At 40.7% G+C, this 15,382-nt stretch carries 15 protein-coding genes; 10 read left to right on the forward strand and 5 right to left on the reverse strand.

Going from position 1 to position 15,382, the window contains the following annotated elements; all coding sequences use genetic code 11:
- The first annotated feature begins 319 nt into the window (after positions 1-319).
- Positions 320-538, forward strand: coding sequence for a hypothetical protein (locus O9316_RS05565; protein WP_298204598.1), 219 nt, complete (start codon positions 320-322; stop codon positions 536-538).
- 121 nt (positions 539-659) lie between these two features.
- Here the strand turns inward: O9316_RS05565 and guaB are convergent, their stop codons facing one another.
- A complete protein-coding gene (gene guaB / locus O9316_RS05570; RefSeq protein WP_298204599.1) occupies positions 660-2,132 on the reverse strand; it encodes an IMP dehydrogenase in 1,473 nt (490 codons plus the stop codon).
- Positions 2,133-2,331: 199 nt separating this feature from the next.
- Here guaB and O9316_RS05575 point away from each other — a divergent pair, with 199 nt between their 5' ends.
- Positions 2,332-2,706, forward strand: a complete 375-nt coding sequence (locus O9316_RS05575) for a four helix bundle protein (RefSeq protein WP_298204600.1) — start codon at positions 2,332-2,334, stop codon at positions 2,704-2,706.
- 59 nt (positions 2,707-2,765) lie between these two features.
- Here O9316_RS05575 and O9316_RS05580 read toward each other — a convergent pair whose 3' ends face one another.
- On the reverse strand, positions 2,766-3,629 hold the full coding sequence (locus tag O9316_RS05580; protein WP_298204601.1) for a hydroxymethylglutaryl-CoA lyase: 864 nt from the start codon (positions 3,627-3,629) through the stop codon (positions 2,766-2,768).
- A 42-nt stretch (positions 3,630-3,671) separates the two neighbouring features.
- Entirely contained in the window at positions 3,672-4,694 is a 1,023-nt protein-coding gene (locus O9316_RS05585) for a quinone-dependent dihydroorotate dehydrogenase (RefSeq protein ID WP_298347062.1), read from the reverse strand.
- Positions 4,695-4,789: 95 nt separating this feature from the next.
- Here O9316_RS05585 and rlmH point away from each other — a divergent pair, with 95 nt between their 5' ends.
- Positions 4,790-5,263: a 23S rRNA (pseudouridine(1915)-N(3))-methyltransferase RlmH gene (gene rlmH / locus O9316_RS05590; RefSeq protein ID WP_298204602.1), complete on the forward strand. Its 474-nt coding sequence runs from the start codon at positions 4,790-4,792 to the stop codon at positions 5,261-5,263.
- An 11-nt stretch (positions 5,264-5,274) separates the two neighbouring features.
- Here the strand turns inward: rlmH and O9316_RS05595 are convergent, their stop codons facing one another.
- Both O9316_RS05595 and folP read right to left on the reverse strand, forming a co-directional pair.
- Positions 5,275-5,907: a hypothetical protein gene (locus tag O9316_RS05595; RefSeq protein ID WP_298204603.1), complete on the reverse strand. Its 633-nt coding sequence runs from the start codon at positions 5,905-5,907 to the stop codon at positions 5,275-5,277.
- Positions 5,904-6,725, reverse strand: coding sequence for a dihydropteroate synthase (folP, locus tag O9316_RS05600; protein ID WP_298204604.1), 822 nt, complete (start codon positions 6,723-6,725; stop codon positions 5,904-5,906). Before folP ends, O9316_RS05595 begins: the two co-directional genes overlap by 4 nt.
- A 106-nt stretch (positions 6,726-6,831) precedes the next feature.
- Here folP and O9316_RS05605 point away from each other — a divergent pair, with 106 nt between their 5' ends.
- The 7 genes from O9316_RS05605 (at position 6,832) to O9316_RS05635 (ending at position 15,381) form a co-directional block, all read left to right on the forward strand.
- Entirely contained in the window at positions 6,832-7,374 is a 543-nt protein-coding gene (locus O9316_RS05605) for a DUF1599 domain-containing protein (RefSeq protein ID WP_298204605.1), read from the forward strand.
- A 59-nt stretch (positions 7,375-7,433) separates the two neighbouring features.
- Positions 7,434-8,534 (forward strand): MauE/DoxX family redox-associated membrane protein, encoded by a 1,101-nt coding sequence (locus tag O9316_RS05610; RefSeq protein WP_298204606.1) that lies wholly within the window; start codon positions 7,434-7,436, stop codon positions 8,532-8,534.
- Positions 8,535-8,537: 3 nt separating this feature from the next.
- Entirely contained in the window at positions 8,538-9,044 is a 507-nt protein-coding gene (locus tag O9316_RS05615) for a TlpA disulfide reductase family protein (RefSeq protein WP_298204607.1), read from the forward strand.
- Positions 9,044-9,793 (forward strand): triose-phosphate isomerase, encoded by a 750-nt coding sequence (gene tpiA / locus O9316_RS05620; protein ID WP_298204608.1) that lies wholly within the window; start codon positions 9,044-9,046, stop codon positions 9,791-9,793. The genes O9316_RS05615 and tpiA overlap by 1 nt, the downstream gene beginning before the upstream one ends.
- 1,390 nt (positions 9,794-11,183) lie before the next feature.
- Positions 11,184-11,861 carry a transcriptional regulator gene (locus O9316_RS05625; protein WP_298204609.1) on the forward strand — a complete coding sequence of 226 codons (678 nt, stop codon included), beginning with the start codon at positions 11,184-11,186 and terminating at the stop codon, positions 11,859-11,861.
- Positions 11,858-12,661 carry a nucleotidyl transferase AbiEii/AbiGii toxin family protein gene (locus tag O9316_RS05630; RefSeq protein ID WP_298204610.1) on the forward strand — a complete coding sequence of 268 codons (804 nt, stop codon included), beginning with the start codon at positions 11,858-11,860 and terminating at the stop codon, positions 12,659-12,661. The genes O9316_RS05625 and O9316_RS05630 overlap by 4 nt, the downstream gene beginning before the upstream one ends.
- Positions 12,662-12,663: 2 nt before the next feature.
- On the forward strand, positions 12,664-15,381 hold the full coding sequence (locus tag O9316_RS05635) for a DNA methyltransferase (protein ID WP_298204611.1): 2,718 nt from the start codon (positions 12,664-12,666) through the stop codon (positions 15,379-15,381).
- Position 15,382 lies beyond the last annotated feature (1 nt).

Consider the following 15,382-nt stretch of genomic DNA (forward strand, 5'->3'; position numbering starts at 1 on the left):
GGTATGCGCTAAAATCAATCATAAATGAAAGTCAAAGTCCGCTAAAGAAAACCGTGTTGTTAATAGCTACATCATTCTCCGCATGGTATGAATTTAAAAACATAATAAATTTACCGTATATTAATTAGACCATAGCCAAAAAAAATAAACACCGAATTCCCTCTTCCCGGTTACATAGACATGATTATGGATCCAATGGAATGCATTTTGTCACCATTTGTCCCAAAAACAGAAAATATTTTTTTGGAAAAATCACTGCAGAGGAGCACTATTGTTCGTCTCTGCAGGTAACGGAAATCGGAAAAATCGCCCAAAAATATTGAGCGGAAATAGCAAATCATTATTCATTTGTCACCGTAGTTACCTTAGTGGTTATGCCCAATCCTATGCATGGAATATTAATTTCAATAACCCCGATAAAAAAGATTGGACACCCAATAGATTTGGCCCACAATCCAATAATTTAGGGGCGGTCATCCGAGGATTTAAATCAACAACGAAACGATTTGCAAATGAAAAAAGCATCGAGTTTGAATGACAAACTCCCTTTCATGATCGTATCTTACGAAATGAAAAAAGACGAAATGCTGTAAGCCATTAAATCGTAAACAATTCTATTAAATGGCTAAAGGAAAGACGTGCTACTGCGCGTCTCTGGGTTATCGGGAATAATTCGGTGCCTCTTTGGTAATGGTCACGTTATGCGGATGACTTTCGCCTATACCACTTGCGGTAATACGAACAAATCGGCCGGTTTCTTGTAGGGTTGGGATGTCTTTGGCGCCACAATACCCCATTCCGGCACGGAGACCGCCAATGAATTGCTGCATACTTTCATTTAATTCTCCTTTGTAGGGAACGCGACCCACAATGCCTTCGGGAACTAGTTTTTTTACATCGTCTTCCACGTCTTGGAAATAACGGTCTTTCGAACCTTCTTGCATGGCTTCAACCGAACCCATACCGCGGTAGGATTTGAATTTACGGCCCTCAAAAATAATGGTTTCTCCGGGAGATTCTTTCGTTCCCGCCAATAACGAACCAAGCATCACACAATCGGCTCCTGCAGCAATCGCTTTGGGAATATCTCCAGTGTATCGCACCCCACCGTCGGCAATTACGGGAACACCTGTTCCGCGCAGGGCTGCCGCCACTTCCAATACGGCAGAAAACTGAGGAAATCCCACGCCTGCAACCACACGGGTTGTACAAATAGAACCTGGACCGATGCCCACTTTTACCGCATCGGCGCCATTTTCAACCAAAAACAAAGCCGCTTCTGGCGTTGCTATATTACCTACCACAACATCCAATGTGGGAAATTTACTTTTAACTTCTTTTAAAATGTGAATCACTCCTTGTGAATGACCGTGGGCGGTATCAATCACAATGGCATCCACGCCTGCATTGACCAAAGCGGTAGCTCGTTCTAAGGCATCGCCTGTCACACCAATCGCAGCAGCTACGCGTAAACGACCTAAAGCGTCTTTATTAGCATTGGGTTTTTGAATTAATTTGGTAATATCACGAAAAGTTATCAAACCAATCAGCTTATGGTGCGCATCGACAACCGGTAATTTTTCGATTTTATTTTCTTGTAAAATGCTTTCCGCTTCCAGTAAGGTAGTTCCTTGTGCCGCCGTCACTAAGTTTTCCGACGTCATCACTTCCAAAATTGATCGGCTATTGACTTTTTCAAAACGCAAATCACGATTGGTCACAATTCCTTTCAACAAACCTTGTTCATCGACCACGGGAATCCCACCAATACCATACTCTTTCATCGCCATTTTGGCATCACCCACCGTAGCAGAAAGGGGCAACGTCACCGGATCAATAATCATCCCACTTTCGGCACGTTTTACTCTACGCACCTTGGCCGCTTGTTGTTCGATGGTCATGTTTTTATGCAAAACTCCAATTCCACCCTCTTGTGCCATAGCAATCGCCATCGCACTTTCGGTAACGGTATCCATCGCCGCGGAAACTACGGGAACATTTAGGGTAATATTTCGGGTGAATTTGGATTGAATATTGACCTCACGGGGAAGCACTTCAGAGTATCCGGGTATGAGTAGAACATCGTCGTAAGTTAATCCCTCACCAACGATTTTGGTAGCGTGTGCTTTCATGTTGCAATTTAGTTGTTGTAGTTAAATTGCATGCAAATTTAGGGCTTTTATTTGAGGAAAAAATGATTTTATGAAATAGTTTGCAGTCACAGTCGCAGTTGTCAGGAATTTTAATCCATTTAGCCAATCAAAAAAATAAAATAAAATTTAGCATTGTAATTTTTTTAATTTTATAAAATAAACGCCAATTAGAATAGAAATGGATTTTACAGAATTATTTGCTTACAAAAAAGCATACCAACTTGCCATGAAACTTTTTTTAGTTTCAAAAACATTCCCTAAAGAAGAATCTTATGCCCTAACCAATCAAATGAGAAGATCCTCAAGAAGTGTATGTGCTAACCTTGCAGAAGCTTATCGAAAACGAAAGTACCCACTTCATTTTGTTAGTAAATTAACGGATTGTGATGCTGAAAATTCTGAAACCTTTGTCTGGATTACCTTTGCTTTCGAATGTGAATACATCTCTGAAAACCAATATGTAAGTTTTAAAAATGAGACTCTAGAAATTGGTAAATTAATACAATACATGATTCAACATCCAGAAAAATTTGGAAGTAAATTAATTTTATAACTAAAAAACAAAATTCTCAAAACTTAATCTGCGACTGCGACTGTGACTGAAGACTACGATTAATGAAACTCCCCAAACAAACGTGAAGCCACATTATACGCGCTTTCAAAGCTCATCGGACTCAATCCGGTAGGGGCTTTTACGGAGGTGAAATAAGAAAGCATTTTCTCGGTAGGCATATTACCCGTAAGGTCGTCTTTGGCCATGGGGCATCCGCCAAAACCTTGAATGGCGCCATCAAAACGACGGCATCCCGCTTTGTAAGCAGCATCCACTTTTTCAAACCACTTATCGGGTGTGGTATGTAAGTGGGCTCCAAATTCTACATTGGGGTATTTTGGAATAAGATTTCCAAATAAGTAGTCGATGACTTCAGGGGTCGAACTCCCAATGGTATCCGACAAAGACAAAATCGTCACGCCCATTTGCGCCAAGCGTTCGGTCCACTCCCCTACAATCTCCACATTCCATGGGTCGCCATAGGGATTCCCGAAGCCCATCGATAAATAAGCGACGACTTCTTTATGGGAGCCCTGTGCAATTTCCAAGATTTCTTGCAACGTGACTAAACTTTCCGCAATCGTTTTGTGGGTATTGCGCATTTGAAAATTTTCCGAAATCGAAAAAGGGAATCCGAGGTACTGAATTTCTTGATGCGCCGCCGCATTCAGGGCCCCTTGTGTATTGGCGATAATGGCGAGAAGTTTACTACGCGTCTGACTCAAATCCAATCGGGCCAAAACCTCAGCCGTATCTTGCATTTGGGGTATGGCTTTGGGAGAAACGAAACTACCAAAGTCCAACGTATCGAATCCCACACGAAGCAAAGCTTGTAAATAATTGACCTTCAATTCAGTAGGAATAAACGTTTTGATACCTTGCATGGCATCCCTTGGACATTCGATAAGTTTTACTGTTTCCATCCGAGGCCAAATATAGTAAAGAAAACGTTTTCGTACAGGAAATTAACGCATCCGAGCTAACAAGGCTTGATTGATCGCCTTAACAAGAGCTGGTCCTTCGTAAATAAAACCCGTGTACAATTGAACCAAACGTGCTCCCGCATCCAATTTGTCCAAGGCATCTTGAGCCGAATGAATTCCTCCAACCCCTATAATCGGGAAGGATCCATTGCTATTTTCATGTAAAAAACGAATCACTTCAGTAGTGCGTTGGGTTAAGGGTTTGCCTGAAAGTCCGCCCATTTCCGACTTATTCGGCGAATACAAACCCTCACGAGACAAAGTCGTATTGGTAGCAATCACCCCAGCAATATGGGTATCTTGAACAATTTCGATAATATCCAACAACTGCTCATTGGTCAAATCGGGTGCAATTTTTAAAAGAATCGGTTTAGGCAACGAACGTTTATGATTTTCCGCTTGTAAGGTTGCTAGAAGTTCGGTCAACGGCTTTTTATCTTGAAGTTCGCGCAGGTTGGGTGTATTGGGTGAACTCACATTTACCACAAAGTAATCCACGTAAGGAAACAAGGCCTCGAAACAAATTTTATAATCGGAAACCGCCTCTTCATTAGGGGTCACTTTATTTTTGCCAATATTGCCTCCGATGAGCACCCCTTTATTTTTTTTCAAACGTGTTACGGCTTCCTGCACTCCGCCGTTATTGAATCCCATACGATTGATAATGGCTTCATCTTCCTTTAAGCGAAACAATCGTTTTTTGGGATTTCCCTCTTGTCCCACAGGCGTCAATGTTCCAATTTCGATAAACCCAAAACCAAAGTCGGACAATTCATTAAACAACTTTGCATCTTTATCAAAACCCGCTGCGAGTCCGACAGGATTTTTAAACTTCAGCCCAAACACTTCGCGTTCAAGGCGGGGATCATTAACTTGATAAAACGCTCGGCAAAGTCGGGAAAAACCGGGGAGCGTCGCGAGTATTTTTATCCATTTAAAGGTAAAATGGTGAACGTTTTCGGGGTCGAAACGGAAAAGAATCGGACGAATAAGAATGCGGTACATGGTGGTAGTGTTGTGTGGCACAAAGATACAATTCGATTTGAACTTTTCAGGCACCCTTAGAATTTTCCCTATTTTTGTATTGAAAAATAAAGGGGATGAACATCAAACTTTTGGCCGTAGGAAAAACCGACAACAAGCAATTGCTGCAATTGATGGAGGACTATCAAAAGCGGTTATCGTTTTGCATTAAGTTTGAATTGGAAATTCTACCCGATATCAAAAATGCCAAAAGCCTATCCGAAGCCCAACAAAAAGAGAAAGAAGGCGAATTGATTTTGTCTAAAGTTGGACCCGGTGAAGCCTTAATCCTTTTGGATGAAAATGGCAAAACGTATAGCAGTGTCGGTTTTTCAGATTTTTTACAAAAGAAAATGAATGCCGGACTCAAAACACTCGTTTTTGTAATTGGCGGACCGTATGGTTTTAGTGAAACAGTCTACCAAAAAGCCCAGGGCAAAGTGTCGCTTTCATCCATGACGTTTTCCCATCAAATGGTGCGCTTGTTCTTTATTGAGCAATTGTATCGTGGCTTTACGATTTTGAAAGGAGAGCCGTATCATCATCAGTAATTTTTTAAATCCTATTCAAACCAATCCTCTGAAAACCAATGCACTCCCATGGAAGGAATCGCCCACTGCTGTACCGCAATGCGAAACTTCATATAAGCGCCATACGTCATATCGCCATCAAATTGAAACTGCGGTTGAATTGGTTTATCCGAAGGAAGTTGCGCTAAGAAAGTTGGAACATCTTCCATTGCTACCGATTGCTCAAGGATGCGAACGCTGCCCGCTTTAGAGACATTAACGACCAGACCCTTGGGACATTTCCCCTTTACAAATTTTACCCGTTGTACATTTAAAAAAGCCAACCGACGGGCTGTAGTATCAGAATAGGAAAAGTAATTCTGGGCCACTTCACTTTTGTGCGGACTCGCTTCTTTCTTTTGCAAAACCAAAGTAACTTCAGGCACTACCAAACGCATCGGTAAACGTTTGTCAATATTGAAAATGTAATTGGTGGAGGTGATCGTGTTCTTCCGGTTTAAATCGGCTAGGGTATCTTTCCCTTTTTGAACAAAAAAAAGGTAAACAGGCGACCAATTATCAACTTTCTCTACTACTGTAACATTGGCTTCAGGCAAAAGAACTTCTTTATTTGCGCAGGCGGTTAAAAAGACCAAAAGTCCCCAAAGGATAATCGTTTTTTTCATTGAAATTGTTGTAAAAGTTGAACGCATTCCACCGCTTCCTTCACATCATGAACCCGTAATAGCTGGGCTCCTTTTTGCAAGGCAATGGTATTCAACACGGTGGTGCCGTTGAGTGCCTCTTGCGGCGTGGTTTTTAAGACGTTATAAATCATGGATTTTCGGGAAACACCCACGAGTACAGGAACCTTATGAAACTGAAATAATTCTAACCGTTGCAATACCGTATAATTCTGTTCCAACGTTTTGGCAAATCCGAAACCGGGATCGATGATCACATCATTAATACCCAAAGCGCGCGCTACGGCTATACGCTCTGAAAAATAATACTGTATTTCTTTGACAATGTCTTGGTAATCGGTCAAAGTGGTCATGGTTTGCGGGGTTCCGCGCATATGCATCATAATGTAAGGCACTTGCAAACGCGCTACAGTAGGTAACATTTGATCGTCCAACATCCCGGCAGAAATATCATTAATCATGCACGCGCCGGCCTGGACAGCTGCTTCGGCTACACTGCTGCGAAAGGTATCGATGGAAATGAGAATATCGGGAAAATGGTGCACCAAGTTTTCAATAATGGGTAGGACCCGCTGGCATTCCTCTTCTTCGGTTACAGGTGAAGCATTAGGGCGACTGGAATATCCTCCAACATCGATAAAGGTAGCGCCTTCCGCCAGCATTTGTTGTACTTGCGCCACCACTTGGTCAGGGTGTTGCAACTTTCCACCGTCGTAAAACGAATCGGGAGTAAGATTGACAATTCCCATAACTTTGGGCGTTGATAGATCAAGCAATTGGCCTCGGCATTGTAGCATCATACGTGGTAAAATAGGAAAACGATTTCGGTGAAAAACAAAGTGTACCTTGGGTTGTTTTGGTCGAATTCGTTACATTTGAAAAAATTTCAAACAAAGATACGAGTTAATGCGAAATACAGCTCAAGAATACGATAAGGTCATCGGCATCTGCCGTGATTTGTTTGTCAAAAAAATGACCGATTATGGCAGTGCCTGGCGTATTTTACGATTGCCCTCACTCACCGATCAAATCTTTATCAAAGCGCAACGCATTCGAAGTTTACAAGAAAATGACGTGCGTAAAGTCGATGAAGACGAAACTGGAGAATTTATCGGTATCATCAATTACTGTTTGATGGCCTTGATTCAGTTGGAATTGGGCGTAGTCGACCAACCCGATATGGATACGGCTACCGCGGCACGCTACTACGATGAAAAAGTGGCCCTCACCAAAGCCTTAATGGAAGCCAAAAACCATGACTACGGCGAGGCGTGGCGCGACATGCGCGTAAGCAGTTTGACGGATTTGATTTTGCAAAAGTTATTGCGTGTCAAACAAATCGAAGACAATCAAGGAAAAACACTGGTTTCAGAAGGCATTGATGCCAATTACCAAGACATGATCAACTACTCGGTTTTTGCCCTGATATTGATGGGATTCGGGCAATAACAAATCGTTAACATCCCCTATACGTTTGGGGTATTACCTTTGTCAAAAAAGTAATTTGTATGAAAAATAACACTACCACCCTCGCGTGGGGCTTGCGCATTGTTGTCGCCGTATTGTTTATCGTTTCGGCCATTGCCAAATTATACCCTTCCCCCTATTTTGCAATTTCAACTTTTGAGGTAAAACAATTGTATCCTATGGGCTTTAGTGACGGTGTAGCTCCCTTCTTTTCCCGTATTTTAATCGGAATTGAAATGGCATTGGGCATTTTGTTATTGCAAAACCATTGGTTAAAACGCTTTATTATTCCAGCTACGATAGCCCTCTTGGTGGTATTCATTGGTCATTTGAGTTATGAAACCTTTATCAGTGGAAATTCGGGCAACTGTGGTTGTTTTGGCGAATTGATTCCGATGACCCCTGTAGAGGCGATTATAAAAAACATTATTGCTGTTGGACTGCTATTCTACCTCAACCGATTGCTTCCGAAAGGGTCGGATGCGCCTAACTTTTGGGTGTTAACAACGATGCTATTTGCCTCCATTCTCGGTATTTTTATGATGGCTCCCATACAACCGCCAGCCCCTGAAATCACGGTGAGTCAGCCCACTGCACTACCACAAGACACCACCGCACTGCCTGTGGATACCCCCGATACGATTACTACCAAAGTTGCCGAACCTCAAAAAGATACGCTAAATGTAAAAACAAAAGCAGTCGAAGCGCCTAAAGAACCTAAAAAAATAAGCTCTGGGTATGCCACTTTGTTTCCTACCATCGATCAGGGAAAAAAAATACTCTGCTATTTTGTTCCGGGCTGCGATCATTGTCGGGATGCCGCCAAAGAATTAACCCAAATGCGGAAAACGAATCCGAACATGCCCCCAATATCGATTGTCTTTATGAATGAAGAAGCCGATTTGATTCCGAAGTTTTTTGAAGAAACAGGCGCTACCTATCCCTATCAAATCATCGAGGTTATTCCGTTTTGGAATCAATTGGGCCGTGGCAAAGATACGCCTGGAGTGAAATACCTTTGGAATGGGAACGAAGTGAAATATTGGTGGGGCATTGACAGTCAACAATTTAAACCGGCCGAATTGCAAACCGTGTTGAAAAAAAGCTATGAAGAATTAAAAAAATCGAATCCTAAATTATAACGTATGAAAAAAATAATCCCGCTCACGGTGCTATTACTCTCCCTCGTCTCGTGTGCACAAAGCACCCCTCCTACCCAATTTTCGGAGGCTACAAAACAAGAAAAAGTAACCGATTTACAAGGTCAAGAATTATCGTTTGGGGACTTACTCAAACGTCACCGTGGCAAAGTTACGGTCATTGAAATTTGGGCGTCTTGGTGCGGCGACTGTGTTAAAGCCATGCCCAAAGTCAAAGAAATGCAAGCAGCACATCCGGAGGTAGATTATGTGTTTATCTCGATGGATAAAGGGTTTGACAAATGGAAAGCCGGTATTGAAAAACACCAACTCACGGGCGATCAGTATTGGGTGAACGATGAAAAAGGCATGAAAGGAAGTTTTGGAAAATCCATTGATTTGGACTGGATTCCGCGCTACATTGTTTTGGATGCGCAAGGAAATATTGTGACCTATCGGGCGATTGAAACCGACTTTGAACAACTTAATGCTACTTTAAAAACGTTGAAATAATGAGAAGAAAAATTGTTGCCGGTAACTGGAAAATGCACAAAAATGCCGAAGAAACAGAAGATTTCCTAAATGAATTAATTGCCGCGCTTCCCGACGATATTGAGGCCGAAGTAATTGTGGCGCCTCCCTTTGTGAATTTAGCTTCGGCGGCCGATCATGTTGAATTTACACCGATTACAGTAGCTGCACAAAATATGCACCAAGCGGAAAGCGGCGCCTTTACCGGAGAAATTTCGGCAGGAATGTTAAAAAGCATTGGGGTAAATACAGTGATTCTAGGGCACTCTGAGCGTCGTGCCTACTTTAACGAAACCGATGCCGCTTTGGCCAACAAAGTAGATACGGCTTTGAAACACGATATGACCGTGATTTTTTGTTTTGGAGAAGAATTGAAAGACCGTCAAAACGGACAGCATTTTAACGTCGTTGAAAATCAGTTACGCGATGGATTGTTCCATATTGAGGATAAAGACTGGGCACAGATTGTTTTGGCTTACGAACCCGTTTGGGCGATTGGCACAGGAGAAACGGCTACCCCAGACCAAGCACAAGAAATGCATGCATTCATTCGCAACACCCTACGTTCACGCTATCCCCAAGTGGCCGAAGACGTTTCGATTTTGTATGGCGGCAGTGTAAAACCCGACAATGCCCGTGAAATTTTCTCCAAACCCGATGTGGATGGAGGTTTGATTGGTGGAGCGGCTTTGAAAGTAGCCGATTTTGTAGCGATTGCGGAGGCGATTTAGCCCCCTAACCCCCGAAGGGGGAAAGAGCTGCTGAGACGCTGAGAGGCTGAGAGGCTAAGCTTCTGAGATGCTGAGCCTCTGAGTTCCTGAGCAATCGTTTCGTGAAGATAGGGATGGGATTTCTCCTTGCATCGAAAGGACGTTTAAAGCTCCTGAGAGGCTGAGTTTTTGAGCCGCTAAGAGGCTGAGCTTCTGAGAGGCTGAACTTCTGAGAGGCTGAGCCGCTAAGCTCCTGAGAAAACACCTCCTAAACATCTTAAATCTGCTACTGTTTACGGATTATTTTTCTGGGTTTGAAGGAAAGATATAATCGCTCCTTAGTTTGGATGCTAACGGAATATGGTTTCGTTTCATGAGCACATTACCTCTCAGATACCAATTGTCATTTCGACGTTAGGAGAAATCCCATAACGTTGGGCTCGAGTTTGCTAAAAAAGTATAGCTTGTTTCTTGAGGCTTGCTACCCGAAACGGGGGGATTCCTTTTTTATCCTTTTCGCTGGTTTTCGTTGGTTTTCGACTATGATTTTGGGTTATCGATTTCATGGCTTTTTCATGGACTATCTATGGAGTATCTATGGAGTATCTATGGAGTATCTAAGGCGTACACCTATTCCACCCCTTACTTTGGGGTAAAACTAGGGTGCATGTTCGGAATTTGGTATACATGAAAACTACCGCAACGCTGTTTTATGTACACTCCCGCTGACCGAAACACCCCCCTACGTTGCTTTTTTTGAAAAGCACTATACCTCCCCAAAAAAAACTCCTTTTTATGCCCCTTTACGGAAAACCGTACCGTCCCCACTTTTTTTTGCTGTAATTTTATGACTTGGGGAAAAATACCGACTACTCTCCGGAAAAATACCTGTTCCTGCGGGGAAAAATCCTGAGGAGAATTGGGAGAGAATGTTTAATTTACTGGGATAAATTTTGATGAGGCTTATTCAGGTATTACCAGTAACCCTAAAAGACGACAATGCTTAATACGAACAGACAGAAAAACGACATAAAAGCCAACCGCAAATCTATTACATTTGGTTTTGCCCTACCCACAAGCCGACCCATCGGCAAAAGTAAAAGAGTCGTTTCTGCCAACGCATTGCTTATAAATGATGTTTTATATCTATTTTGTCAGGTTTGTCCTGACTGTTTCACTATAAACAATAATTATTTTGACAGATTGAGACAATTTACTCGATTATCTTTCGTATCATTGCTGTCAGGTTTATCCTGACATTGCTACTATGAAGAATAAATACATTTCAACGCAATCAAACGAGCTTCTGTCCTATTTCAACGGACAGAACAGGAATTGCTTTGACTATCCTTTGGCATACAAAGCCCTGCCTGACTCTAAAGCAAGTGCAGTCCGAGAGCTACTAAGCGACATGACAAAGAGAGGTTTGTTGATGCGTTTGAAAGAAGGTGTTTATTACATTATACCCTATGAACAAAATGCAGAAACCTTTATGCCCGACTGGCATTTGATTGGAGAACATTTGGTGAATGATGCTAAACATTACATCGGGTATTATTCTGCATTGCAGATACATAACCTCATCACGCAACCATCACTTAAAGAACAAATCGTTGTATCAAAACAAATACGACCATCGGAAATTAAAATCAAAGAAGTTCCTTTTCAATTCATCTATCACAACGACAAACATTTTTTCGGAGCTAAGAAAATGTGGATTGATAGCTTTCACAAAGTGCTGTGTTCCGACTTGGAAAAAACTTTTATTGATTGCCTTTTCAAACCCGATTATGCTGGTGGCATTGTAGAAGTGGCAAGAGCAATCTACACTTCTAAAGACAAGATAAAATACGATACACTTCTTGAATACACCAAGAAATTTGATTCACAAGCGGTAATCAAACGATTGGGTTTTCTTTTAGAAATATTGGACATCAACACACATGTTATTCAGGAACTGCAACAAATGAAAACCGCTTCGTATGTAGTGCTTGATACCGAATTGCCTAAAGTGGGAAAACGAATTAGTCGTTGGAGTATTCAGCAAAATTTGGAGACCGAAACTATTAAATCCGCTATTTACACATGATTAAGCCGGGAGAAATACAGCAAAAAGCAAATGCAGTTGGCGTTCGTGACCAGCAGCTTGAAAAGGATTACATTCTTTCATGGATTCTGTTTGGCATTGCTAGCCATGAGCACCTTTCAAAGACAATCGTTTTTAAAGGTGGAACAGTTTTAAAGAAAGTCTATTTCGAAGATTACCGTTTTTCAGAGGACTTGGATTTTACATTGCTGAATGCAGAAATATCGAATGAGCAAATTTTCGCATGGTTTAAAGAAGTATTTGAATTCATTAAAGATGAAGCCAATATTCCTCTAGACATCATTGACAACAACGAGCATGAAGATGGCGGTATCAATTTTTATATCAGCTATATTGGTCCACTTGGCGGACAAGGGACCAACAAACGAGTAAAAGTTGATATTTCACGCAGTGAACAACTGGTTTTTGAACCAGTAATGAATGATGTATTAATCGGCTATTCCGATTTGGAAGAGCACCAATTGTTGTGTTATCCATTAGAAGAGGTTTTAGTTGAAAAAATGCGTTCGGTAATGCAGCGAATGCAAGCAAGAGATTTTTACGATATCTGGTATTTGTTGGAAGAACATGAAATGGATGCAGATTTTTATCTAAGTGAATTTGAAACCAAATGCAAAAGCAAAGATTTACGACACACCGATTTCCTGAAAAAATTAGATGAAAGATTACCACAATACAAAGGCAGATGGAAAAGCTCTATGAGCGAACAAATAAAAGACCTGCCCGACTTTGACCAAGTAGAACGTGAAGTGCAACGACACCTTAAAAAATTGAAATTCTAGCAATGAACAGTCACGAAATAGAACAGAACGTAAAACGAATGATAGAGAATTTCTCGGAAGAGAATTTTCTCTATGACTTGTTGCTGTCTTATGGCATTTCTAAAACTTCCATTACAAGATTGAAAAGTGGAGATTTTAATCTTTCTAAAGTTGATAGCGAAATACTTTACAAAAAGAAAATCTTCTTCAAGCAACTTCCAACCGATAAGTTGTTGAGTTCCATTGAAAGCCTTGCAAAAGAAGAAAGAATTTTAAAACACTCGCCACGCTTTGCAGTAGTTACCGATTACAAAAATTTGGTGGCAAAGGATTTGAAACTGGGTAAAAACCTGGACATAGCAATTAAAGATTTGCCCAATCATTATGCATTCTTTTTGCCGCTTGCTGGAAGCGAAGTATATCATTCCACAAATGACAATGAAGCCGACCGTAATGCAGCCTACAAAATGGCACAGCTTTATGACTTGCTCATAACTCAAAACCCTAATGTTTACAATTCAAAAGAGAGCATTCACAACCTGAATATATTTCTATCTCGTTTGTTGTTTTGCTTTTTTGCGGAAGACACAGAAATTTTTGATGGTGACAGCATTTTCACGAATACGCTTTATCAGCACACCAACGAGAACGGCAGCGATACGCACTTGTTTCTCGACCGTTTATTTGACCGACTGAATACAGAAAATGCAAAAGGTTATCCTGCTCATCTAGCTCAATTTCCTTACGTAAATGGAGGATTGTTTAGAGATAAAATCGCTTCACCAGTATTTACTCCCAAAGCCCGAAAAATATTGGTGGAGTTGGGTGAATTGAATTGGCGGGACATCAACCCCGATATTTTTGGCTCCATGATTCAGGCGGTGGTTATTCCTGAATACAGAAGTGATTTAGGTATGCACTACACTAGCGTGCCCAACATTCAGAAACTTATTAAACCTTTGTTTTTAGATGCGTTATATGAGGAGTTTGAAAACTGCAAAACCATTCCGCAACTGCGTAAACTGATTAACCGCATTGCCAAAATCAAATTCTTTGACCCGGCTTGCGGAAGCGGGAATTTTTTGATTATCACATACAAGGAAATTCGTTTGTTGGAAATAAAAATCTTGCAACGCATTATTGACCTAAGCCCAGCGCCTGCTATGGAATTTACTTCCATCCAGCTTTCACAGTTTTATGGCATTGAGTTAGATGATTTTGCCCACGAAATGGCAATTCTTTCTTTGTGGTTGGCTGAACACCAAATGAACAAAGTATTTGAAGAAATGCTGTTTGATTATGGACGTTCCAAACCAATACTGCCACTAAAACAGGCGGGGAAAATTGTTCAAGCAAATGCCACAAGGAAAGATTGGAAAACAGTATGCCCGATTGGAAAAGATGATGAAATCTATATTATTGGGAATCCGCCTTATTTAGGATATGCAAGGCAAGATGCAGAACAGAAAATAGATATGGATTTAACTTTTGTAGGTGTAAGAGACTACAAAAAGTTAGACTACATTGCCTGTTGGTTTTATATTGCCTCATCTTACATTCAAAATACTTCTGCTAAATACGCTTTTGTTACAACAAATTCTATAACTCAAGGCGAACAAGTATCACTATTGTGGCCGCTCATTTTCGGTAAGAATCAAGAAATTTCATTTGCACATCTATCATTCAAATGGACTAATAATGCCAAAGGAAACGCAGGAGTTGCTGTTGTAATTATTGGAATCAGAAATGTTAGCGAGGCAGACAAATTTATTTACGAAAAGAATGTAAAGAAGTCTGTAAAAAACATAAATCCTTATCTGATAAACTATAGTAATGTTATTATTCAATCACGTAGTAAATCAATTTCAGGTTTCCCGGAAATGATAATTGGTAGCAAAATAAGCGATAATGGAAATTTATTGTTAGAAGCTAACGAGAAAGAAAAATTGATTACTCAATTTCCTACATCTGAAAAATTTATTAAAAAGTTTATTGGAGCACAAGAATTCATGAGCAATACTTACAGGTATTGTATTCATGTAGAAGATGAAAAACAGGTTCATGAAGCATCTAATATAAGAGCATTGAAAGAACGTTTCGAGAAAGTAAAAGTCTTCAGATTAAAAAGTAAAAAAGATGCAACCATAAAGAAGGCGGGAACACCATATTTCTTTGATGAAGACAAATATCAAAAAAAGGAATTCCTTCTAGTTCCACAAACTGGATCAGAAAAACGAGAGTATGTTCCAATAGGTTACTTTGATAGTTCTTATGTTCCATCAAACGGAACAAGAGTTATTTACAACGTTCAACCTTGGTTGTTTGGAATCATTTCTTCAAAAATGCATATCGTTTGGGTTAAAGCAGTTGCTGGTAGATTGAAAACGGACATGCAATATTCAAATACATTATGCTACAACACTTTTCCTTTTCCTGACATTACTCTCAAGCAAAAGGAAAATCTGAACTTGTATGTATTTGCCATATTGGATGAACGGGCCAAGCATCCCGAAAAAACAATGGCACAACTTTACGACCCCGAGAAAATGCCAAAGGGTTTAAGGCAAGCCCACGAAGAACTGGACCGTGCCGTAGAACAATGTTACCGCTTGCAGCCGTTTACTTCCGATACAGAACGATTGGAGTATTTGTTTAAACTATATGAAGAAATGACCAAAAGCGGAACTTTGTTTGAGAAGCAGAAGAAAACAAGAAAATCAACAGCAAAAGCGAAAAAGTAAG

The organism is Flavobacterium sp., from assembly GCF_027533505.1.
Classification (GTDB): domain Bacteria; phylum Bacteroidota; class Bacteroidia; order Flavobacteriales; family Flavobacteriaceae; genus Flavobacterium.

Coding starts and splice junctions, on each gene's coding strand:
- O9316_RS05585 (WP_298347062.1), bottom strand. CDS start 4,694: ATGTACCGCATTCTTATTCGTCCGATTCTTTTCCGTTTCGACCCCGAA.
- O9316_RS05595 (WP_298204603.1), bottom strand. CDS start 5,907: ATGAAAAAAACGATTATCCTTTGGGGACTTTTGGTCTTTTTAACCGCC.
- O9316_RS05575 (WP_298204600.1), top strand. CDS start 2,332: ATGGATTTTACAGAATTATTTGCTTACAAAAAAGCATACCAACTTGCC.
- folP (WP_298204604.1), bottom strand. CDS start 6,725: ATGATGCTACAATGCCGAGGCCAATTGCTTGATCTATCAACGCCCAAA.
- O9316_RS05615 (WP_298204607.1), top strand. CDS start 8,538: ATGAAAAAAATAATCCCGCTCACGGTGCTATTACTCTCCCTCGTCTCG.
- O9316_RS05580 (WP_298204601.1), bottom strand. CDS start 3,629: ATGGAAACAGTAAAACTTATCGAATGTCCAAGGGATGCCATGCAAGGT.
- O9316_RS05625 (WP_298204609.1), top strand. CDS start 11,184: ATGACAAAGAGAGGTTTGTTGATGCGTTTGAAAGAAGGTGTTTATTAC.
- O9316_RS05610 (WP_298204606.1), top strand. CDS start 7,434: ATGAAAAATAACACTACCACCCTCGCGTGGGGCTTGCGCATTGTTGTC.
- O9316_RS05605 (WP_298204605.1), top strand. CDS start 6,832: ATGCGAAATACAGCTCAAGAATACGATAAGGTCATCGGCATCTGCCGT.
- tpiA (WP_298204608.1), top strand. CDS start 9,044: ATGAGAAGAAAAATTGTTGCCGGTAACTGGAAAATGCACAAAAATGCC.
- O9316_RS05630 (WP_298204610.1), top strand. CDS start 11,858: ATGATTAAGCCGGGAGAAATACAGCAAAAAGCAAATGCAGTTGGCGTT.
- O9316_RS05635 (WP_298204611.1), top strand. CDS start 12,664: ATGAACAGTCACGAAATAGAACAGAACGTAAAACGAATGATAGAGAAT.
- guaB (WP_298204599.1), bottom strand. CDS start 2,132: ATGAAAGCACACGCTACCAAAATCGTTGGTGAGGGATTAACTTACGAC.
- rlmH (WP_298204602.1), top strand. CDS start 4,790: ATGAACATCAAACTTTTGGCCGTAGGAAAAACCGACAACAAGCAATTG.